Source organism: Streptacidiphilus sp. P02-A3a, from assembly GCF_014084105.1.
Lineage (GTDB): Bacteria > Actinomycetota > Actinomycetes > Streptomycetales > Streptomycetaceae > Streptacidiphilus.
Genome location: NZ_CP048289.1, coordinates 2,767,897 through 2,788,159, shown reverse-complemented (window position 1 = coordinate 2,788,159; position 20,263 = coordinate 2,767,897). Strand labels below are relative to the sequence as shown.

The following is a 20,263-nucleotide window of genomic DNA, read 5'->3' as shown; positions in this document are numbered from 1 at the left end:
CGATCGACAGCCGTGGACACCCGAGGACCGGCGAAAGGGAAGGCGGGAGAGTTGGCACAGCTCACCGGTGGGGACTCCTCACTGCTGCGGCGGATCAACTCCGCGGTGACCCTCCACGCCCTGCGCGGCGGCGACGCGCTGACGCTCACCCAACTGGTCGGCGACACCGGCCTGTCGCGCCCCACCGTCGAGGGCGTGATCGAGGGCCTGATGGAGTCCGGCCTGGTGGTCGAGGTACTGCCGGAGACCGACCCGCTGCGCGGTGACAGCACCCGCCAACGCGGGCGCCCGGCACGGCACTTCCGGTTCCGGGCGGAGGCCGGGCACCTGCTCGGGATCGAGATCGGCACCCACGGCGCGCGCGCCGCGCTGTCCGACCTCACCGGCCGGATCCTCGGCTCGTACACCCGCGCCATCGACGAGGCCACCGGCGCCACCGAGCGGCTGGCCCTGGTCCGGGCGACCGTGGCCGAGCTGCTGCGCCGCTCCGGCGTCTCCCGGGACACCCTGTGGGCGGTGGGCGTGGGGACCCCCGGCGTGGTCGACGCGGAGGGCGTGGTGCGGCTGGGCACGGCACTGCCCGGCTGGACCGGACTTGAGCTGGGCGCGCGGCTGCGCCGCTCGTTCCGATGTCCGGTGCTGGTGGAGAACGACGCCAACCTGGCCGCGATCGGCGAGCACTGGAAGGGCGCGGCGGTCGGCATGGGCGACGTCGTGTTCGTCCTGGCCGGGCTCAGCCCGGGCGCCGGATCGCTGATCAACGGGCGGCTGCACCGGGGCTTCGGCGGCGCGGCCGGGGAGATCGGTTCCCTGCACCTGCTCGGCCGGGAGTCCAACCCGGCGCAACTGCTGTCCGCCCCGAGCAAGCCGATCGACCCGCTGGACGAGGCGGCGGTGGCCCGGGTGCTGCGACTGGCGGAGGAGGGCGACCAGGTGGCCCTCGACGTCCGCGACCGCTTCCTGACCCGACTGGTCCGGGACGTGGCGGCGCTGGTGCTCGCGATCGACCCGCAGATCGTCGTGGTCGGCGGCTGGGCGGCCGGGCTCGACGGGATGCTGGAGCCGCTGCGGGCGCAGCTGGTCCGGTTCTGCCTGCGCCCGCCGGAGGTACGGCTGTCGGCGCTCGGTGACGACGTGATCGCCACCGGCGCCCTGCGACTGGCCCTCGAATACGCGGAGGAGCAGCTCTTCTCGGTGGATCAGGAAGCGGCGCGGACCTCGGCCGGCGCGGGGGTGGCCACCGGGGTGACGTCGACCATGCCGGACTCGCCGAAGGTCAGCCGGCAGGTGTCCGCCCGGTAGGTGGAGACGCCGATGGCGGCGACCCGGCCCTGGGCGCGGTAGCTGGCGGTGACCACCAGCACCGGGATGCCCGGGGGGCGCTCCAGCAGGCGGGCGGCCTCGTCCTCGGCCACGCCGAGCTCCACCGCGCGGGACTCACCGTCCAGTTCGAGCCGCTGGAGCTGCCGCAGCACCGAACGCGCCCGGCTGGACTCGGCCAGGCTGTGCTTGATGAAGGCGCCGGGCACGTGCGGCACGACGGCGTCCGGCACGTACAGGGTCTCGGCGCCGATGGCCTGACCGCGCATCATCCGCAGTCGGCGGACCAGGTGCACACAGGTGCCGGCGGGGACGCCGAGCGCGGTGGCGACCGCGGCGGGCGCGGGCGCGTAGTCGGCGTCGATGATCCGCCAGCTGTCCCGTCCGGCACCGAAGTGGTTGCCGGTGGCCTCGGCCATGGGCACGCCCATGCGCGGGGCGGCGACCAGGGTGCCGATGCCCCGACGGCGGACCAGCCGTCCTTCGAGCTCCAGCTGGTCGAGCGCCTGCCGCAGGGTGGCCCGGGCGACACCGAAGCGGGCGGAGAGGTCCCGCTCGTTCGGAAGCACCTCACCCGCGTGGAACTCCGCGTCCAGCGCGCGCACCAGGACGGTGCGCAGCTGCCAGTACTTGGGCTCCGGGGTCGTCTCGACTGCCGTGCCGTTCGCGACCTTTGTGCTCCCCACCCTGTCCTCCGCCTGTGAACCTCGGGTGCAGTATTTATGCGCCCTTATTTCTTAAAGGACCCTGCACTAAAGGCGACCATAGGGGTACCCCGTTCATTGGTCAAGACCAATGCCGTGGGTGCTCAGGTAGTGGGCGAGCCCCACCCGCCCGCTGCGCATCATCAGCGCGTGGTTGGCGCGGAACAGCGGACGCGCCGGAAGGGCCAGCAGCCGCATCAGCGGCTTGCGGACGATCACGTCCTCGTCGAAGACGGCGACGGTCAGGCCGGGGCTCCGGGCGGTGACCGTCCAGCGGGTGACGCCCTCCAGATCACCGTCGAGCCAGGCTTCGAGCACCCCGTGCAGCGGGTCCTGCCGGGCCTCCGCCGCGACCACGGCCAGCTCATACGGCAGTACCGAGCGGAATCTCATCACCCCGCTGCGGTCGTCGAGTTGACGCACCTCGCGGATCTCGGGCCACCACACCGGATAGCTGCGCGGGTCGGCCAGCACCCGGTAGACGCGCTCGCGCGGCGCCGACAGCTCCCAGGCGCTGCGGAACCGGTAGCGGTGCAGGCCGGACCATAAGGATGGAGCGGGATTATCCGTCATATCAGTGCACAGAATACGGCATGGACATGTCCCGGGTCAGCCGCCCGTACGGTCGCGAGGCGATTCGGGCGACCCCCGCGAAAACCCCTGACGACCCGTCGGACATGGGGATTCCGCCGCCTCGGCGCCACCCCGGACACCTGCATTTTTAATTAACTCTTAATCGACAAAGAGTTCGATCCCCTCCTGCGTCGGCGATCGGGCGAGGACGGTAACGTGCTGCCTGTACCGACACCGACTCCGGGGACCCGCGATGACCGACCGGCCGGCCTGATCCAGGTCGGCGTTACCTCAGTGTTAGGTGTCGGCCGGGACCCTGTAGCGGTCGCGGTCCCGGCAAGACCGAGGCGGAGCCACGACCAGCCACAGCTGGGCGCGGTCGGCCGCCGACCAACCTGTCCCGGTGCCGCGCGCGGGGGCAGCAGGAGCAACGAAAGGGACTGTGCGTGTCCTGGGAGGTATGCCAGTTCCGGCTCCGAGGGCGGTGGAACCGATGGCCCTGACCTCGCTCCGACCCACCCCCATACCCGTGCTCAGCGATGTCGTCCGCCCGGTCGGCACCCGCCGGACGCGGCTGCGCCCGGTGTACGCGGCCACCGCGCTGGCGGGCCTGCTGCAACTGTTCTGGGCACTGTTCCTGGCCACCGACAGCGGCGACATGGCCGCCCAGTACGCCTGGGCCCAGTTCGCCTCGGCGCACCCCGGCTCCGCGTACGACCTCGCCTGGTACGGCGGCATGCACCCGGTCTCCTACAGCGTGCTGGCGCCGTACCTGATGGCGCTGTTCGGGGTGCGGGCCACGGCCGTGATCGCCGGGACGCTCTGCGCCGGGCTGCTCGCCCGGCTGGTGATCCGCAGCGGGATCCGGCGGCCGATGGTGCCCGCGCTCTGCGGCGCGCTCGCACTGTCCTGCAACACCTTCTCCGGGCGGACCACCTTCGGGCTCGGCCTGTGCTTCGCGGTGGCGGCGCTGCTGGTGGTCCACGAGACCCGGGGCACCCCGCAGGCCCGGGCGCTGGCGGCCGGGGTGCTCGGCGTGATCGCCACCGCCGCCAGTCCGGTGGACGGGCTCTTCCTGCTGGTCGTCGTCCCCGGGCTGTTCCTGTACGGGCGGCGGCTGGCGGCGCTGGCACTGACCGTCGGACCGCCGCTGGTGGTCGGCGCGACCACGCTGCTGTTCCCCTTCTACGGTGTCCAGCCGTTCCCGCTGGCCCAGGCGGCGCTGGTGGTCGCGGTGACCCTGCCGCTGGCCCTGCTCTCGCCGCGGAGCTGGCGCGCGGTCCGGCTCGGTGCCTGGGTGTACCTGCTGGGCAGCCTGCTGACGCTGGTGATCCCGTCGCCGATCGGCAGCAACGTGGAGCGGCTGGCGCTGCTGTTCGCGGCCATGGTGCTGCTGGCCGCGGCGATGGCCAACCGGGGTCGCCGGGCCACCGCGCTGTGGCTGGCCTTCGCGGTCGCCCTGGGCTGGCAGTGCGTCGAACCGCTGACGGACCTCCAGGTGACCGTCCCGGCGGCCGGGTGGACCCAGTACGCGCAGCCGCTGGTGGCCGAGCTGGGTCGGCTCGGGGCCGGGCGCGCCCGGGTCGAGGTGGTGGGCGCCGCCTCGCACGTCGAGGCCGCCACGCTGACCCCCTACGTGGAGCTGGCCAGGGGCTGGAACCGGCAGCTCGACGTCTCCCGCAATCCGCTGTTCTACGGCGCCACGCTGACCGCCGGGGCCTACTACGCCTGGTTGCGGAACTGGGCGGTGGGCTACGTGGTGCTCCCCCGGGACGTCTCCTACGACGAGGGCTCGCTGACCGAGGCGCAGCTGGTGATCAGCGGCCAGTCGTGGCTGCGGCCGGTGTGGAGCGACGCGCACTGGCAGGTGTTCCGGGTGGCCGACGCGCAGCCGATGGTGTCCGCCCCGGCCACCGTGCTGCAAGCCGGGGAGGCGCAGCTGACGGTCCGGATACCGGCGGCGGGGACCTCGCTGGTCCGCATCGCCTGGTCGCCCTGGCTGGACCTGCCCGCGGGCTCGCACGGCTGCCTGGCCCCGGACGGCGACTGGACCCGGCTCACGGTGAGCGCCCCGGGCACCTACCGGATCGGCGCCCGCTACAGCCTGCCGCGCGGCAGCGACTGCAAGGACGCCACCACCGCGTCCGGCTGACCCGCGGGCCGATCGGACCCGGTGGTGCGGGCCGGGCTCAGGCCCGGCCGGTCCGGGCGGGGCGGACGTCCCGCAGGTAGAGCGCCGCCGCGCAGATCGCGATCCAGGCCACCAGCACCGCGATCCCGCTCACCAGCCCGTCCTGCCGGAAGTACGCCAGCCCCTGGATCGCCCGCACCCCGACGCCGACCGGCAGCACCGCGTGCAGCGGGTGCAGCCACCCCGGCAGGTACGCGGCCGGGAGGATCCCGCCGCTGCTGGCGTTGCCGAGGATCAGCAGCAGTACCGAGCTGACGCTCACCCCGGCCGCGCCGAGCAGCCGGGCCAGCGCCATGGTCGCCCCGCCGGAGGCGGTCGCCATCAGCGCGACCACCCCGGCCGTGCCGAGGAACGGCCCGGGCAGCGCGTGGAAGGCCTGACCGGCCACCAGCGCCACCATCACCCCGCCGAGTGCGCCGAAGACCAGCAGGCTGAGCATCCGCCAGCGGTACTCCAGCCGGGGCGCCAACTGGTAGGTGGTCGAGCCGAACATGAATCCGGCCAGCACCACGCCGAAGGCCGCGTAGAACACCGAGAGCCCCCGGGTGTCCCCGGTGGATCCGGGCACCACGTCCCGGGCGTCCAGGGTCGCCCCGCCCGCCTTGGCCACCCCGCCGAAGGCGCCGGTCACGGTCGCGGTGACGCCGGTGCCGTTGGCGCCGCCGTAGAGCAGTTCGGCGCTGCCGCCGACGGTGCCCGGGGGCAGGTACGCGGCGTACACCGTCCGGTGCTCGACCGCCGCCCGGGCCGCCGCCGGATCGGGGTAGTCGCGGACCTCGAAGCCGCCGGGCTGGGCCGACGCCAGTGCCGCGCCCACCCGGTCGGCGGTCTGCGCCGAGCCGACGACGGCGACCGGCAGCCGGTGCGGCCGCGGCGCGTGGAAGGCGGCGAGGTAGACGCTGACGAAGACGGTGCCGATGGCCAGCACGATCAGTACCGGCAGCAGTATCCCCTTCAGTCCGGTGGCGCCCGGGCCCGGTGGGGCGGCGTCCACGGTGTGCGCCCGGTGCGCGTGCGGATGCGCGGGCCGGTCCGCCGAGGGTTCGAGGTCCGACGGCGCGGGTGACAGCGAGGACACAGCAGCCCTCCTTAATATAAGGTACCTGATAAGATAGCACCACATTATCAGGCGCCTTACATTCCCCGGAAGGGGGTTCCGCAGGTGATCAACGACCCGTCCACCCGCACCGGCTACCTGGCCTGGCAGTTCGGGCAGGCCACCGCGCAGCGGCTGGAGAAGGCGCTGCGCCCGCTCGACCTGAACCTGGCCCAGCTGCGCTCCCTGGTGCAGGTCTCGCTGACCCCCGGGATCTCCAGCGCGGAGATCGCCCGCCGCTCCGGGCTCACCGCGCAGTCCATGGGCGCGGCGGTGACCAGCCTGGTCGGCCGCGGCCTGATCGAGCGGGAGCCGCATCCGGCGAACCGGCGGGTGCTGGAGCTGCGGGCCACCGACGCCGGGCGCGACCTGGCCCACGTCGCCCAGCGGCGGGTGGACGAGGTGCAGGAGGAGATGCTCGCGGTGCTCACCACCGAGGAGCAGCACGGCCTGCACGCGCTGCTGCGGCGGCTGGTCGAGCACGCGGCGCCCGAGTCGCTGTACCTGACCAGCCCGGAGCGGCCGGAGCACGGGGTCCTATGATCGTCGCACCATGAACGAGACCCCCCTCTTCCGCAGCATGGTCGCGATCGGCGACTCCTTCACCGAGGGCATGTGCGACCAGCTCCTCCCCGACGGCCACTACCGGGGCTGGGCCGACCGCGTCGCCGAGCGGCTGGCCGCCGAACTGGCGGACGCGGGGGCCGGGTCCGAGTTCCGGTACGCGAACCTGGCCGTGCGCGGCAAGCTGATCGGCCAGATCGCCGACGAGCAGGGCGACGCCGCGGTCGCCCTGGACGGCGAGCTGGTCACCCTGGCCGGGGGGCTCAACGACGTGATGCGCCCCGGCTGCGACCTCGCCCACGTCGAGCGGACCCTGGGCGCGCTCGCCGAACGCCTCGGCGCGCGGGCGCGCCGACTGGTGCTGTTCTCCAGCGTCGACCCGAGCCGGCGGATGCGCGGCAGCGCCCGGATCATGCCGCAGATCCTGCGGCTGCGGCGGTTCGTCGGCGAACTCGGTGAGCGTGACAACGTCACCGTGGTCGACCTGTTCCACGTCCCGGCTTTCGACGATCCGCGGATGTGGGCCGAGGACCGGTTGCACTTCTCCGCCGAGGGCCACCGCCGGGTCGCCGAGGCGGTGCTCCAGGCGCTCGGTCTTCCGGCCGCCTTCGACTGGCGCGAGCCGCTGCCGCCCGCCCCGGGCGTCAGCCGCGCGGTCCGGCTGCGGGCCGACCTGCGCTGGCTGCGGATCCACGTCTGGCCGTGGGTGCTGCGGCGGCTCACCGGCCGCTCCTCCGGCGACGGACGCCCCGCCAAACGTCCGGCGCTGGACCGTTTCCCGGCCTGACCCCTGGTCAGCGGGGTTCTCCACCGGGCTCGTATCCTGGAATCATTCGCATACCCAGGATTCGAAAACGGAATCGGACAAATTACTATTAAGCAGTCTTTACGTCCTGGTCATGATCCGTTCGTGGTCGCGAAACAACGCTTCGGCAGTATTCGGACCATGGACCACATGACTGACCCGACCTCCCCCGCCACCGCCCGGTCCGCCGCCCGGGCGGCCGAGGCCCGCAGACGGCACTGGCGCCGCGACACCGTCGAGCTCTCGGCGGTCTTCGTCGCCGCCGCGCTGGCCGACCTGATCGGCAACGTGGTGGTGCACGGCCACGACGGTCCGGAACTCCTGATCGTCTCGGCGCTGGCCCTGCTCGCCACCGCGGCCTGGCACGGCTGGTGGACGCACCGCCACCCGCACGCCCCACCCGGGCCCGCCCCCGGCGACATCCTGTCCGCCGCCGCCACCGAGCCGCTGTCCGCGCTGCCGCCGCAGGAGCAGGCGCTCTGGCGGATCCGGGCCACCGTCCCGGACGCGCCGGGCAGCCTGGCCGCGCTGTGCCGGGGGCTGGCCGACATACCGGTCAACATCGTCTCGATGCAGGCGCATCCGCTGGCCGAGGTGACCGTGGACGAGTTCGTGGTCCAGGCCCGGGTCGGCACCCCCGCGCAGGAGATCAGCCGGGCCGTGGTCGCGGCCGGGGGTACCGAGGTGTGGCTGGAGCGCGCCGACGCCCACGACCTGGTGGACGTGCCCACCAGGATCCTCAACCTGGCCACCCGCACCGCCCTGGACGCCGCCGAACTGCCGCTGGCACTGCGGCAGTTGTTCGGCCGCTGCACGATCAGGTCGCTGCCCGGCGAGATCGCCGAGGACGCCCTGGACGGCAGCGCCATGCGGCTGCGCGACCCCTCCGGCGGCACCCTGCTGGTCAGCCGCGACGAACCCCCGTTCACCCCGACCGAGTTCGCCCGGGCCCGGGCGCTGATCGAACTGGACGCCCAGCTCGGCCCGCGGGTCCCGGACACCCGGGACCTGCTGACGCTGGCGGCCGGGAACGAACTGACGGTCCGCCGGGCCGACCCGTCCGACAAGCGGGCGGCGCTGGCGCTGCACGAGCGGTGCAGCACCCGGACCCTGCGGCTGCGCTACCACGGCCCGGTCGGTGACGCCGACCGCTACCTCGGCCACCTGCTGGAGCCCCGCTACGGCCAGACCCTGACCGTGGAGGGCCCCGACGGCGAACTCGTCGCGCTGGCCCACCTGATGTGGGACGACGGGAGCGCCGAGATCGCGGTGCTGGTCGAGGACCACTGGCAGCGCCGGGGCCTGGGCGCGGAGCTGGTCCGCAGGCTGGCCGCGCTGGCCGGGGAGGCCGGGATCACCGAGGTGTACGCGGTCACCACCGCCTCCAACACCGGGATGGTGGCCGCCCTGCGCCGACTGGGCGTGCCGCTGGACTACCAGGTGGAGAACGGCACGCTGGTGGTCACCGCGCACCTGGCGCCGGAGCCCGCCGCCAGCAGGCACTGACCGCGAAAGGCGTGGGGCCCGCCCGGCGGGCCCCACGCCTTCGGCTGTGCGTTCGACCGGCTACTCGACGGTGACGCTCTTCGCCAGGTTGCGCGGCTTGTCGACGTCCCGCTCCAGCGCCACCGCCGCGTAGTAGGCGAACAGCTGTAGCGGGATGCCGAGCAGGATCGGGTCCAGCTCGATCTCGTTCTTCGGCACCAGGATCGCGTCCTCGGCCAGCTTCGGGTCGGGCGCGGTGTGGCCGACCATCAGCACCGGGCCGCTGCGGGCGCGGATCTCGCCGAGGGCGGTGAGGTTCTTGTCCCGCAGCTCGTCGTCCGGGACGATCGCCACGGTCGGCAGCTCGGGGCCGATCAGCGCCAGCGGCCCGTGCTTGAGCTCACTCGCCGGATAGGCCTCCGCGTGGACGTACGAGACCTCCTTGAGCTTCTGCGCGCCCTCGCGCGCCACCGGATAGCCGCGCACCCGGCCGATGAACATCATCCCGGCGTGGTCCGCGTACTTCGCGGCCAGGTCGGCGATCGTCTTCTCCTGGTCCAGGATCTCCCGGATCTGGTCCGGCAGCGCCTTCAGCCCGGCGCAGATCCGGGCGCCGTCGGCCGGTGACAGGTCGTGCACCCGGCCCAGGTGCAGCGCGATCAGCGCGAAGGCGACGGCGGTGGAGGTGAACGCCTTGGTGGAGGCCACCGAGATCTCCGGCCCCGCGTGCAGGTACATGCCGCCGTCGCACTCACGGGCGATGGCGCTGCCCACGGTGTTGACGACGCCGAGCACCCGGCCGCCCTTGCGCTTGATCTCCTGCACCGCGGCCAGGGTGTCGTAGGTCTCGCCGGACTGGCTGACCGCGATGTACAGGGTGTCCGCCTCGATCACCGGGTTGCGGTAGCGGAACTCCGAGGCGGGCTCGGCGTGGGCGGGGATCCGGGCCAGCTCCTCGATCAGCTGCGCGCCGAGCTCGCCGGAGTAGTAGGCCGAGCCGCAGCCGAGGATCTTCACCCGGCGGAAGGCCCGTGCCTCGCGGGCGTCCATGTTCAGACCGCCCAGGTGCGCGGTGGAGAAGCGCTCGTCGATCCGGCCGCTGAGGGTGCGCTCGACCGAGGCGGGCTGCTCGTGGATCTCCTTGACCAGGAAGTGCGCGTGCCCGGCGGTGTCGTAGGTCGCCTCCTCCCAGTCCACGGTCAGCGGCTGCTTGGCGGTGATCCGGGCGTCCTGGGTGAAGGTGCTGAAGCCGTCGGCGCGCACCGTGGCCAGCTCTCCGTCGTCCAGGTGCACGACCTGGCGGGTGTAGCGGACCAGGGCGGCGACGTCGGAGGCGGCGAACATCTCCTTCTCGCCGATGCCGAGCACGATCGGGCTGCCGTTGCGGGCGACCACGATCCGGTCGGGCTGCTGGGCGTCCAGCACCGCGATGCCGTAGGTGCCGACGATCCGCTTGAGCGCGGCCCGGACCGCGTCCTCCAGCTCCACGCCCTCGGCGGCCAGGCTGGCGATCAGGTGGCCCAGTACCTCGGTGTCGGTCTCCGAGGTGAAGACCACGCCGTCGGCCTGGAGCTTGGCGCGCAGCTCGTCGGCGTTCTCGATGATGCCGTTGTGGACCACCGCGATCCGCCCGGTCTGGTCCAGGTGCGGGTGCGAGTTGACGTCGCTGGGGACGCCGTGGGTCGCCCAGCGGGTGTGGCCGATGCCGGTCTTCCCGGAGAAGCGGGCCGGGACCAGCGCGGCGAGCTCGGCGACCCGGCCCTTGCTCTTGCGGACCTTCAGCGCCGTCTGGGCCCCCGCCCCCTGGCCGCCGCTCTGGCTCCCGCCCTGGCTCTTGGCGGCCACGGCGATCCCGGCGGAGTCGTAGCCGCGGTACTCAAGCCGGGCCAGCCCCTCCAGCAGGATGGGCGCTGCGTCCCTGGACCCTACATAGGCGACGATGCCACACATGGGCGATGCTCCTTTGCTCAGGCGGTGGTCTCGGTGGTGCGCGGAACAGCGGTCGGCGCGGGCGCGGCGCGGGGCCCGGCTCCGGACGGCCTAGCCGTAGACGATGCGGCGCAGCTGCCGGGCCGAGAGCTCGGCCGGGCGGACCCGCCGCTGGGGCAGTTCCAGCGCGATCCGTTCGAAAATCCGTTCGTTGGTCAACCCTCTGGCCTGCAACTCGCCATGGCGGCGCCGCACGTACTCCTCGACGCTCTCGGAGAAGTACGCGAGCACGTCGGCGACGACCCGGGCAGCCTCACTGGGACCGAGGGAGGTGGTCCGCGCAAGGTGCTCCAGCAGGTCCTCGTGTGCGGGTGCGGGGCGCGGCGCGCCCGGGCGGGCCGGGGGCGCACTGGACACGGAGGGTGTGGACACGAGGTGAGACCTTACGCATGCTCGTCATACGAATCCAATAATCCTGCCCGAAATCGGGCAGGATTACGCCCGACTGGAGGCCTTGCGCCGATTGGCCCACACCGTGGCCCCCCACCCGGCCGCGCTCACCAGTACCAGCAGGCAGCACGCGGTGGGCACCCAGTTGCCCCAGTCGTCGTAGAGGGTGTTGCCGGTGGCCAGCGGCATCCGGTAGACCGCCGTCCCCCGGTCGGCGGTGGTCAGCGGTCGGCCGACCATCCGGCCGAAGGCGTCGTAGGCGACGCTGACGCCGGTCAGCGTGGCCTGCACCACCGGCCGCCCGGTCTCCGCCGCGCGCAGCGCCGCCAGCGAGGCGTGCTGCTGCGGGGCGGCGGTGTCCTGGAAGGTCGCGGTGGAGGACTGGATCACGATCAGCTGCGCGCCGCGGCCCGCCAGCACCCGGCTCATGTCCGGGAAGGCCGACTCGAAGCAGATCAGCGGGCCGATCCGGAGCGTGCCGCCGCCCGGCTCGGGCACCGTCATCACCACGTTCCGGGTGCCCCGGCGGCGGTCGACGGCGGCGGCCTTGGAGAGGTGCGAGATCCAGCCCAGCGCCGGGCGCAGCGGGATGTACTCGCCGAACGGCACCAGCCGGATCTTGTCGTAGCGCTGCCCGGTCAGCCCCTGCGGGCCGACCAGCACCGAGGTCTTGTAGATGCCGCCGCTGTCGCCCTGCACCGCGTCCACGTTGACCAGCAGGTCCGCCCCGACCTGCCGGGACAGCGCGGTCAGCCGCGCGGTCAGCCGCGGGTCGGTGGTCAGGTCGTCGGTCAGGCTGCTCTCGCCCCAGACCACCAGGTCCGGGTGGTCGCCGACGAGGGTGCGGGTCAGCGCCTCGCCGTGGGCGGTGCGCTCCGCGTCGTTGGCGCTGCCGCCCGGCTGCACCACGCCGATGGTGGTACTGGCCCCGGTCAGCCGCGGCTGCGGGGCCCAGGCCAGCACCCCGAGCACCCCGGCGACGATCGCGGCCAGCGCCCCGTAGGCGACCACGCAGCGCCCCCAGTCGGCGATCAGCACCACCAGTACGGTGTTCACCGCGACGATGAGCAGGCTGTCCAGCCACACCCCGCCGAAGGAGGCCAGCACCAGCGCGGCGTGCTGCTGGTACTGGCTGGCGCCGAGCAGCCCCCAGGGCCCGCCGAGGTACTGCCAGGAGCGGACGGTCTCGATCACCATCCAGCCGCAGGGCACGAGCACGATCGCGGCCACCGCCCGCACCGCGTCCGGACGGCCGCGCAGCAGCCGCCACACCAGCCAGCCCCAGGGCGCCCAGAACAGCCCGAGCAGCGCGGCCAGCAGCAGGATCGCGACGCTGAGGCTGGGGATGAGCCAGCTCATCACCCCGACCAGGAAGCCGATGCCGCCGTACCAGCCGAGCCGCAGCGCCCGGCGCTGGTCCGGCGCGGTCCGCAGCACCAGCATCAGCGGCACCAGGCACACGTAGGCGAACCACCACCAGCCGATGGTGGGGAAGATCAGCACCGGCAGCGCCCCGGTCGCGGCGGCGAGCAGCGGCATCCGCGACCGGCGGCCCCAGCGGCGCAGCCGGCCGCCCTCACCGGCGTCCCCGGAGCGCCCGGTGTCCGCGCCGCCGGTGTCGCTGCCGGCGGCGCCGTGCTCGGCGGCCGCACCCGCGCCGGAGCCCCCTGACCGCGGACCCCTCCCGGCGACAAAGCTCACGTTCCCGCCTCTCCTCGGACGAACGCTCCCAGTTTCGTTTCCCCTTCCCCGTTCGGCACCTCGAACACCGCTTTCCCCGAACCCACGGGCTCCGCAGGTCGGAGCCGTTTCCGCAGCCCGTAGCATCAGCGTATGAACGACTTCCGGGTGGCGGGTCACGCCACTGTCGACCTGCTGGCGGACTACCTCGGCGGGCTGGCCGAGCAGCCGGTGTGGCAGCCCATGGACCCGGCCGCGCGGGAGCGGCTGCTGGGCCTGCCGCTGCCGCGCCAGGGCCGGGGGTTGGCGCAGCTGGTGTCCGAGATCGGCAGCGAGGTGCTGCCCTACCCGATGGGCAACGGGCACCCGCGCTTCTTCGGCTGGGTCAACGCCGCGCCCGCGCCCGCCGGGGTGCTGGCGACGCTGGCCGCCGCCGCGATGAACCCGAGCTCGGCCGGTGGCGACCACGCCGACGTCCACCTGGAGCGCACGGTGGTGCGCTGGATCGCCGAGCTCGCGGGCTTCCCGCACCCGCCCGGCGCCGGGCTGCTCACCTCGGGCGCGTCGATGGCCACGATCGTGGCCCTGGGCACGGCCCGCGACCGGGCCGCCCGGCGGCTCGGGGTGGACGTCCGCGAGCAGGGCCTGGCCGCGCTGCCGCCGCTGGTCGGCTACGTCAGCGCGGAGACCCACTCCTGTGTCCGCAAGGCCGCCGAGCTGCTGGGGCTCGGCAGCCGGCAGCTGAAGGCGGTCGCCACCGACGCCGCCGGGCACCTCGACCCGGTCGCGCTGCGCGAGCGGATCGCGGCCGACCGCGCGGCCGGTCTGGTCCCGTTCCTGGTGGTGGCCTCGGCCGGAACGGTGAACACCGGCGCGGTGGACGACCTGGACGCGATCGCCGACGTCTGCGCCGAGGAGCGGTTGTGGCTGCACGTGGACGGCGCGTACGGCGCCTTCGGGGTGCTCGACCCGGTGGTGGCGCACCGCTACGCGGGCCTGGACCGCGCCGACTCGCTGGCGCTGGACCCGCACAAGTGGCTCGGGGTACCGGTGGACTGCGGCTGCGTGCTGGTCCGCGACCCGGCCGAGCTGCGGGCGGCCTTCAGCCTGGTGCCGTCGTACCTGCGGGACGACAACGCGGGCGGCCTCGGCTGGTTCTCCGAGTACGGCATCGAGCAGACCCGGCCGTTCCGCTCGCTGAAGGTGTGGGCGACCATCGCCGCCTCCGGCCGCGAGGGGATCGCCCGGGACGTGGCGCACTGCACCGCGATGGCCCGGCGGCTGGGCGAGCTGGTGGTGGCCGAGCCGGAGCTGGAGCTGATGGCGGCGGTGGAGAGCTCGATCACCGCCTTCCGCTACGCCCCGGCCGGGGTGGCCGCCGAACTGCTGGAGCGGGTGAACCAGGCGCTGCCGGTGGCCGTCCAGGAGCGCGGGCGGACCTTCGTCACCGGGACCGTGCTCGCCGGACGGGAGGCGGTCCGGGCCTGCCTGATCAACCCGGCGGTGACCGAGCCCGACCTGGCAGTGCTGGTCGACGAGGTCCGCGCGACCGGGGCGAAGCTACTGGCATCGCTCGGCTGACACCACCGGCCCCGCTGGCGGGCCCCGGCGACGGCCCTCACTCGGTGCGGAAGTCCGCCATCATCGCCATGTCCTCGTGCTCCAGGTTGTGGCAGTGCAGCAGGTAGCGCCCCGGGTAGTCGGTGAACCGCACCGCGACCTCGACCGCCTCGGCCGGGCGCAGATCCACCGTGTCCTTCCAGCCCGCGTCGTAGCGGCCCGGGGCCCCGCCGTTGCGGCTGACCACCTGGAAGTGGTTCAGGTGCAGGTGCACCGGGTGGTGGAAGTCGCTGACGAAGCGCCACACCTCGGTACTGCCCAGCCGGGGCCGGGCCAGGTAGCGTCCGGGCCGGTAGGCGTCGCCGTTGATGGTCCAACCGTCGGCGGACCTCTGGAACACGAAGTCGCGGGTGGCCGCCGCCCGGCGCGGGTCCAGCGCGGCGACGGCGGACAGCTCCGCCGGGACCCGCGCGTCGTCGGTCCCGCCCGCGCCCTCCAGGTCGAACCGCATGACCTGGGCCGTGCCGCCGCTGCCGAGCGTGTTCACCAGCCGGACCCGGCTGCCCGGCGGGTAGCGGGAGAAGTCGACGACCAGGTCGAACCGCTCGGCCGGGGCGACGTCGATGCTGTCGTGCGCCAGCGGCCGCTCCAGCAGCCCGCCGTCGCCGCCGATCTGCAGCAGCGCGCCGCCGCCCGGCGGCTGCGGGTCCAGCGCCAGGGTGTAGCGGCGGGCGTTCGAGCCGTTCAGCACCCGTAGCCGGTAGCGGGCCCGGTCGGCCCGGAGCACCGGCCAGGGCGCGCCGTTGACCAGGATCACGTCGCCGAGCACCCCGTTCAGGTAGGGGCCGGTGACCCCGGGCGTCTGCTGGGCGGCGTCCAGCGCCGGGTAGGCGAAGCTGCCGTCGGCCGCGAAGGAGCGGTCGCTGATCATCAGCGGCAGGTCCCGCTCGCCGCGCGGCAGCGGCAGCGCGGCCTCCTCCGGATCGGTGACCAGGTGGAACCCGGCCAGGCCGTGCCAGACGTTGGGCGCGGTGAAGCCCATCCGGTGGTCGTGGTACCAGAGGGTGGTGGCGCGCTGGTCCAGCGGATAGGTGTACGTCCGCCGGCTCCGCCCGTCGCCGGTGTCCGTCCCGGCCATGCCGGTCATCCCGGCTGGGCCGCCGGTGCCGCCACCGGCCGGCTGGACCAGGTCGGTCGGGTAGCCGTCGCTGGCGGTCGGGGTGTGCCCGCCGTGCAGGTGCACCACGGTCGGATGCGGCAGCTGGTTGCTGTGGGTGACCACGGTCCGGCGTCCGGAGCTGGACCGCAGCGTCGGCCCGGGGTAACTGCCCTGGTAGGTCCACGCCTCGGTGGTGAGCCCGGGCAGGATCTGCAGCAGCGCCGGTCGCTGGGTGATCTCGTAGTAGTCGGTGGTCGCGTCGCTGCGGACCGGCGCCAGCACCGGCGGCACCGGCAGCTCCGCCCGGAACGCCCGTGGCAGCGGGGCCCGGCTGGGCAGCAGCAGTCCGGGCTGCCCGGGTTCCAGCAGCTGTCCCAGGTACGGCGTACCGGCGGCCAGTCCGCCGACCCCGGCCAGCGCCGCCGCGCCCACCCCGAGGAAGCCCCGTCGGCTCAGTCCCGCGCTCACGCGTCGACCTCCGCCGCGCGTGCCGCCCCGGCGGATGCCGCCCGGTCCGCGACCGGTGTCCGCCGGGGCAGCGGCAGCCGCCAACCGAGCAGGGCGGTCCGCAGCACCAGCGCCACGATGGCCACCCCGAGCGGCACATGGATGACCAGCTCCCGGGCGAAGCCGAGCCCGATCTGCCCGCCGCAGAGCAGCAGGGCCGCCGCGCTGAGCACCGGCAACCGCCCCGGGGCGCCGCCGGTACGCCAGTTCAGCACCGCCGCCGACAGCGCCAGCAGCAGCGCCCCGGCCAGGACCATCGCCGCGTCCCGGTGCGCCGCCAGCATCGAGTAGTGGCCCTGCAGGAAGCCGCCGGCCAGCACCGGCTGCCCGCAGGCCAGCATCGCCGCGGCCGTGGCGAAGAGCCGGTACGCCAGCGCCGACCAGCGGCGCGGCGCGGAGTAGTGGTCGTCCATGGACGCTCCTCACCTGGCAAATTTGTCCCTAATGAGATAGTCCCAGAAGAAACTATCTCAGGCGAAGCCTATACTGACACGCCATGGAGTCCCATCCGCTTTCGCCCCCCGGCTCGATCGGCCTGCTGCTGCGGCTCGCCCACCGCCGCGCCGCCCGGGCCTTCGCCGCGCAGCTCCAGCCGCTCGGCATCGACAACCGACAGGCCGGGGTGCTGCTCCAGCTCGGCCAGGCGGGCCCGGTGACGCAGCGCCGGCTGATCGACCTGATGGGCAGCGACAAATCGACAATGGTACGCACCGTCGACGAGCTGGAGGCGCACGGCCTCGCCCGGCGCATGCCGCATCCGCGCGACCGGCGGGCGCACGCGGTGGAGCTCACCCCGGCCGGGCGGGAGCTGCTGGCCCGGGTAAGGGCCGGGGCCGACCGGGCCGGGAGCGACCTGCTCGACTGCCTGGAACCGGAGCAGCAGCGGCAACTCCACGCCCTGCTCACCCGGTTCGCCCAGGCCCCGGACCCGGCCGACAGCCGCGAGCTGCCGGACCAGCCGTCCAGCTAGGGCAGCGCGGCCCCGGCGCGGCTCAGCGCTGGGGCAGTCGGGGCCGCTCCGGGGCGGGCGCGGCGTACCAGCGCCAGTCGGTCAGGCGCGGGTGTCCGGGCAGGGCCGTCCGCCCGGTGGCCCAGAGCAGCGCGGGCCAGGGCGCGGCGGCGTCCCCGGGGACGTCCGGGAACAGCCGCCGCAGCACCCGGGCGCAGATCCCGGCGGGCGGATCCCAGTCCAGGCCGAGCCCCTGGGCCAGGTCATGGGTGTGCACCAGGGTCTCCACGATCCCCATCGCGGCGAACCCCTCGGGATCCGCCGCGCCGAAGACGTGGTGCGCGCGGACCTGCGGCGGGGTGGTCCGGACCATGGCGACCAGCAGCGCGCCGCAGGCCTCCAGCACCTGGAGCAGCCCGGCGGTCCCGGCCGCGCGGTCCGCGTGCACGGCGTTGGCCGGACCGCCGGGGCGCAGGCTGCGCCAGACGAAGGGCACCTCGCCGTCCATCGGCGGCCGCGCCGGGCCCAGCTGCACCGCGTAGGCGAAGAGGTCGTCGCTCAGGTGCTCGACCGTCTCCCAGCAGTCCCACTCCAGCGAACCGGCCCGGGCCGCCCAGGCGCTCACCGGCGCCCGCACCAGCGCGGCCACGGCGAGCCGGACCGCCAGGCCGAGGTCGTCCGCCGTGACCGGACCGGGGCGGTCGGGGTCGGCTTCACCGGGCACGGCTGCGGGCTGCTGGGGCATGCCAGGACGGTACCGCGTCGCTCCCGGGGCCCGCACCGGCTACCGCAGGCGCCACGGCGGTCGCGCGCCGGAGGCGAACGCCGCCTGCCCCCGCGCCAGCTCCGCCGGGTCGTTGCCGAGCTGGACCAGCGTCTTCGCCACGTCCAGCGCCTGCCGGTAGCCGAGTTCCTGGGCGTACCACACCGCCCGGACCGTGGCCTGCACCGCCAGCGCCGGCTGCGCGGCGATCGCCGCGGCCACCCGTCCGGCCGCGGCCCGCAGCTCGGCGGCCGGGACGACCTCCTGCACCAGGCCGATCTCGTAGGCCCGCCGCGCCGACAGCCGCTCGTACGCCCCGGTGAGCTGCATCCGCATCACCTCGCCCAGCGGCATCCGCTGGAGCATCGCCATGGATTCGAAGACCGAGGCCATGCCGTAGCTGGTGTGCGGGTCGAAGAAGGTGGCGTGCTCGGCGGCGATGATGAACTCGACCTGGCCGAGCAGGTAGAAGGCGCCGCCGCAGGCCATCCCGTTGACCGCGGCGACCACCGGCTTCCACAGGTCGCCGGCGGTCTTGGGGCTGATCCAGTCGCCCGGGTCGTCGAAGTGCAGCGGGCTACCGCCCCTGGTGCCGATCGGCAGCTCCGGATCGGCCAGGGCGCGCCGGTCCACCCCGGTGCAGAAGGCCTGGTCGCCCGCGCCGGTGAGGACCACCGCCCGGACCTCGTCGTCCTCGCGCAACTCGCGCCAGAGCGTCCGGAGTTCCCGCATCATCAGGGAGTCGAAGGCGTTGTGGACCTCGGGGCGGTCCAGTACCACCCAGGCCACGTGCTCCTTCAACTCGCAGCGGAGCGTGGCGAAATCCTGGCGCACGGCGGTCCTCCCGGCGGTCGCGGCTCTGGCTTTTCGAACAGGGCGGCTCTGGCTTTCGGAACAAGAACGCGTTCTACTCTTACCCGGGGCCATCCTCCCCTCCCGCCCGCCCCGCAGGAAGAGGCCCGGCATGACCGAGCAGCGCCACGGCCGAAGGATCATGATGACTCCGGAGGAACGGGACGCCTTCCTCACCGGACAGCGGACCTGCCGGGTCGCCACCGTCTCCGCCGACGGCCGCCCGCACGCCACCCCGCTCTGGTTCGCCTGGGACGGCGCCGCCCTGTGGCTCTACTCGGTCACCCGCAGCCGCCGCTGGGCCGAACTGGCGGCGGACCCGCGGATCGCGGCGGTGGTCGACTCCGGCGAGGAGTACGGCGAGCTGCGCGGGGTGGAGCTGACCGGCGAGGTCGAGCGGGTCGGCGAGGTCCCCAGGACCGGGCTGCCGAACCCCGCCCTGGAGCTCCCGGAGCGGCTCTTCGCCGCCAAGTACGGCTTCGGCCCGGCCATGGTCCACGACCGGCGGCACGCCTGGCTGCGGCTCGCCCCGCGCACGCTCACCAGTTGGGACTTCAGCCGGCTGGGCGGCCGGTTCGAACGCTGAGAAACGCAAGGTAACGCAGCTCACAGCGGGTGGCGGCGGTCCTCCCCGGTCGGTCTGGGACGATGGCCGGATGGTGGACGAGACCCGTGTGACCGATCAGCCCAAGGCCATCTCCGGCTTCGTCGACCTACTCCGGCTCGACGACATCGACCTGAACCTGTTCCGGGGCTGGTGCCACGCGGGCGCCCCACTGCGCGCGTTCGGCGGCCAGGTGGCGGCGCAGGCCCTGGTCGCGGCCGGACGCACGGTCTCCCCCGAACGGCTGGTGCACTCGCTGCACGGCTACTTCATGCGCCCGGGCGACCCGCGCCGCCCGCTGGTGTACGAGGTGGAGCGGCTGCGCGACGGCCGGTCGTACGCCACCCGCCGGGTCACCGCGATCCAGCGCGGCGAGGCGATGTTCACCCTCTCCGCCTCGTTCAAGGTCCCGGAGCGGAGCCAGGAGCGGCAGCGCGCGGTGCCGCTGCTGCCCGATCCGGAGCTGCTGCCCGACCCCTACGCGGACTGGGCCGACGCCGGTTCGGACGGGGGCGACCCGGGGAACGGCTCCGGCGACTACTGGACCACCACCGGCCGGCTCACCCTGGACATGCGGGTGGTCCCGCGCGGCTCGGCGACGCTGCCGGACCGGCAGGCCGGGGTCGAGGAGCAGTTCGTCTGGCTGAAGTCCGCCTCGCCGCTGCCCGGCGACGACCCGCTGCTGCACGTCTGCGCGCTGGCGTACCTGTCCGACCTGACCCTGGCCTCCACCGCCGCCATGCACCTGCAACTGCCCCGGGCCGAGCGCAAGGGCCCGACCACCATCAGCCTGGCCTCGCTGGACCACGCGATGTGGTTCCACCGGCCGTTCCGGGCGGACGAGTGGCTGCTGTTCGCGCAGCGCAGCCCGAGCGCCTCGGACGGCCGCGGGCTGGCCCAGGGCGAGTTCTACACCCGCGACGGCCGCCTGGTCGCCTCGGTGGTGCAGGAGGCACTGGTCCGCGAGCGACGCCACTGACCGCGCCGGGCGCGGCCCGACGAGAACAGCGTTGCAGCCCGGCCGCGCCCCCGCGGGCGCACCTCGCGGTCAGATGACCTGATGAGGTGTCAT

Annotated in this window: 19 protein-coding genes; 9 read left to right on the top strand and 10 right to left on the bottom strand. The window is 73.9% G+C overall.

What is annotated here, in order from left to right:
• Positions 1 to 51 precede the first annotated feature (51 nt).
• Positions 52 to 1,302: an ROK family protein gene (locus GXP74_RS12645; RefSeq protein ID WP_182451583.1), complete on the top strand. Its 1,251-nt coding sequence runs from the start codon at positions 52 to 54 to the stop codon at positions 1,300 to 1,302.
• Here GXP74_RS12645 and GXP74_RS12640 read toward each other — a convergent pair.
• Entirely contained in the window at positions 1,200 to 2,006 is an 807-nt protein-coding gene (locus GXP74_RS12640; RefSeq protein ID WP_182451582.1) for a GntR family transcriptional regulator, read from the bottom strand. The two genes, GXP74_RS12645 and GXP74_RS12640, sit on opposite strands and share 103 nt — an antisense overlap.
• A 93-nt stretch (positions 2,007 to 2,099) precedes the next feature.
• Positions 2,100 to 2,597 (bottom strand): SRPBCC family protein, encoded by a 498-nt coding sequence (locus GXP74_RS12635; protein ID WP_182451581.1) that lies wholly within the window; start codon positions 2,595 to 2,597, stop codon positions 2,100 to 2,102.
• A gap of 529 nt (positions 2,598 to 3,126) precedes the next feature.
• On the opposite strand from GXP74_RS12635, the gene GXP74_RS12630 reads away from it, so the two are divergent.
• Positions 3,127 to 4,749: an MFS transporter gene (locus GXP74_RS12630; RefSeq protein ID WP_225447884.1), complete on the top strand. Its 1,623-nt coding sequence runs from the start codon at positions 3,127 to 3,129 to the stop codon at positions 4,747 to 4,749.
• A 37-nt stretch (positions 4,750 to 4,786) separates the two neighbouring features.
• Here the strand turns inward: GXP74_RS12630 and GXP74_RS12625 are convergent, their stop codons facing one another.
• Positions 4,787 to 5,866 carry an ABC transporter permease gene (locus GXP74_RS12625; RefSeq protein ID WP_225447883.1) on the bottom strand — a complete coding sequence of 360 codons (1,080 nt, stop codon included), beginning with the start codon at positions 5,864 to 5,866 and terminating at the stop codon, positions 4,787 to 4,789.
• An 84-nt stretch (positions 5,867 to 5,950) separates the two neighbouring features.
• On the opposite strand from GXP74_RS12625, the gene GXP74_RS12620 reads away from it, so the two are divergent.
• From GXP74_RS12620 to GXP74_RS12610, 3 genes are all read left to right on the top strand, one after another.
• A complete protein-coding gene (locus GXP74_RS12620) occupies positions 5,951 to 6,427 on the top strand; it encodes a MarR family winged helix-turn-helix transcriptional regulator (protein WP_182451580.1) in 477 nt (158 codons plus the stop codon).
• 10 nt (positions 6,428 to 6,437) lie between these two features.
• Positions 6,438 to 7,235, top strand: a complete 798-nt coding sequence (locus tag GXP74_RS12615) for an SGNH/GDSL hydrolase family protein (protein ID WP_182451579.1) — start codon at positions 6,438 to 6,440, stop codon at positions 7,233 to 7,235.
• Between the two features lie 168 nt (positions 7,236 to 7,403).
• Positions 7,404 to 8,759, top strand: a complete 1,356-nt coding sequence (locus tag GXP74_RS12610; RefSeq protein WP_182451578.1) for a GNAT family N-acetyltransferase — start codon at positions 7,404 to 7,406, stop codon at positions 8,757 to 8,759.
• A 60-nt stretch (positions 8,760 to 8,819) separates the two neighbouring features.
• Here the strand turns inward: GXP74_RS12610 and glmS are convergent, their stop codons facing one another.
• The 3 genes from glmS to lnt all read right to left on the bottom strand — a co-directional run bounded on the left by glmS (position 8,820) and on the right by lnt (position 12,818).
• Positions 8,820 to 10,688: a glutamine--fructose-6-phosphate transaminase (isomerizing) gene (glmS, locus tag GXP74_RS12605; protein ID WP_182451577.1), complete on the bottom strand. Its 1,869-nt coding sequence runs from the start codon at positions 10,686 to 10,688 to the stop codon at positions 8,820 to 8,822.
• A 90-nt stretch (positions 10,689 to 10,778) separates the two neighbouring features.
• Positions 10,779 to 11,099, bottom strand: a complete 321-nt coding sequence (locus tag GXP74_RS12600) for a hypothetical protein (RefSeq protein ID WP_225447882.1) — start codon at positions 11,097 to 11,099, stop codon at positions 10,779 to 10,781.
• 63 nt (positions 11,100 to 11,162) lie between these two features.
• On the bottom strand, positions 11,163 to 12,818 hold the full coding sequence (gene lnt, locus GXP74_RS12595) for an apolipoprotein N-acyltransferase (protein WP_370468416.1): 1,656 nt from the start codon (positions 12,816 to 12,818) through the stop codon (positions 11,163 to 11,165).
• 132 nt (positions 12,819 to 12,950) lie between these two features.
• Between lnt and GXP74_RS12590 the strand changes: the two genes are divergently transcribed.
• On the top strand, positions 12,951 to 14,378 hold the full coding sequence (locus tag GXP74_RS12590) for a pyridoxal-dependent decarboxylase (protein WP_182451576.1): 1,428 nt from the start codon (positions 12,951 to 12,953) through the stop codon (positions 14,376 to 14,378).
• A 37-nt stretch (positions 14,379 to 14,415) separates the two neighbouring features.
• Here the strand turns inward: GXP74_RS12590 and GXP74_RS12585 are convergent, their stop codons facing one another.
• Together GXP74_RS12585 and GXP74_RS12580 are read right to left on the bottom strand one after the other, a co-directional pair.
• On the bottom strand, positions 14,416 to 15,984 hold the full coding sequence (locus GXP74_RS12585; RefSeq protein WP_182451575.1) for a multicopper oxidase family protein: 1,569 nt from the start codon (positions 15,982 to 15,984) through the stop codon (positions 14,416 to 14,418).
• Positions 15,981 to 16,436, bottom strand: a complete 456-nt coding sequence (locus GXP74_RS12580) for a hypothetical protein (protein ID WP_182451574.1) — start codon at positions 16,434 to 16,436, stop codon at positions 15,981 to 15,983. Before GXP74_RS12580 ends, GXP74_RS12585 begins: the two co-directional genes overlap by 4 nt.
• A gap of 83 nt (positions 16,437 to 16,519) precedes the next feature.
• On the opposite strand from GXP74_RS12580, the gene GXP74_RS12575 reads away from it, so the two are divergent.
• Entirely contained in the window at positions 16,520 to 16,993 is a 474-nt protein-coding gene (locus GXP74_RS12575) for a MarR family winged helix-turn-helix transcriptional regulator (RefSeq protein WP_182451573.1), read from the top strand.
• 22 nt (positions 16,994 to 17,015) lie between these two features.
• Here GXP74_RS12575 and GXP74_RS12570 read toward each other — a convergent pair whose 3' ends face one another.
• Together GXP74_RS12570 and GXP74_RS12565 are read right to left on the bottom strand one after the other, a co-directional pair.
• Positions 17,016 to 17,717, bottom strand: coding sequence for a hypothetical protein (locus GXP74_RS12570; protein WP_182451572.1), 702 nt, complete (start codon positions 17,715 to 17,717; stop codon positions 17,016 to 17,018).
• Positions 17,718 to 17,756: 39 nt separating this feature from the next.
• The gene (locus GXP74_RS12565; protein WP_225447881.1) at positions 17,757 to 18,569 is read right to left on the bottom strand and encodes an enoyl-CoA hydratase/isomerase family protein; all 813 of its coding nucleotides are present in this window, start codon (positions 18,567 to 18,569) and stop codon (positions 17,757 to 17,759) included.
• 130 nt (positions 18,570 to 18,699) lie between these two features.
• Here GXP74_RS12565 and GXP74_RS12560 point away from each other — a divergent pair, with 130 nt between their 5' ends.
• Positions 18,700 to 19,173 (top strand): pyridoxamine 5'-phosphate oxidase family protein, encoded by a 474-nt coding sequence (locus GXP74_RS12560; RefSeq protein ID WP_182451570.1) that lies wholly within the window; start codon positions 18,700 to 18,702, stop codon positions 19,171 to 19,173.
• Between the two features lie 88 nt (positions 19,174 to 19,261).
• Entirely contained in the window at positions 19,262 to 20,170 is a 909-nt protein-coding gene (locus tag GXP74_RS12555) for an acyl-CoA thioesterase II (RefSeq protein ID WP_225447880.1), read from the top strand.
• Positions 20,171 to 20,263 lie beyond the last annotated feature (93 nt).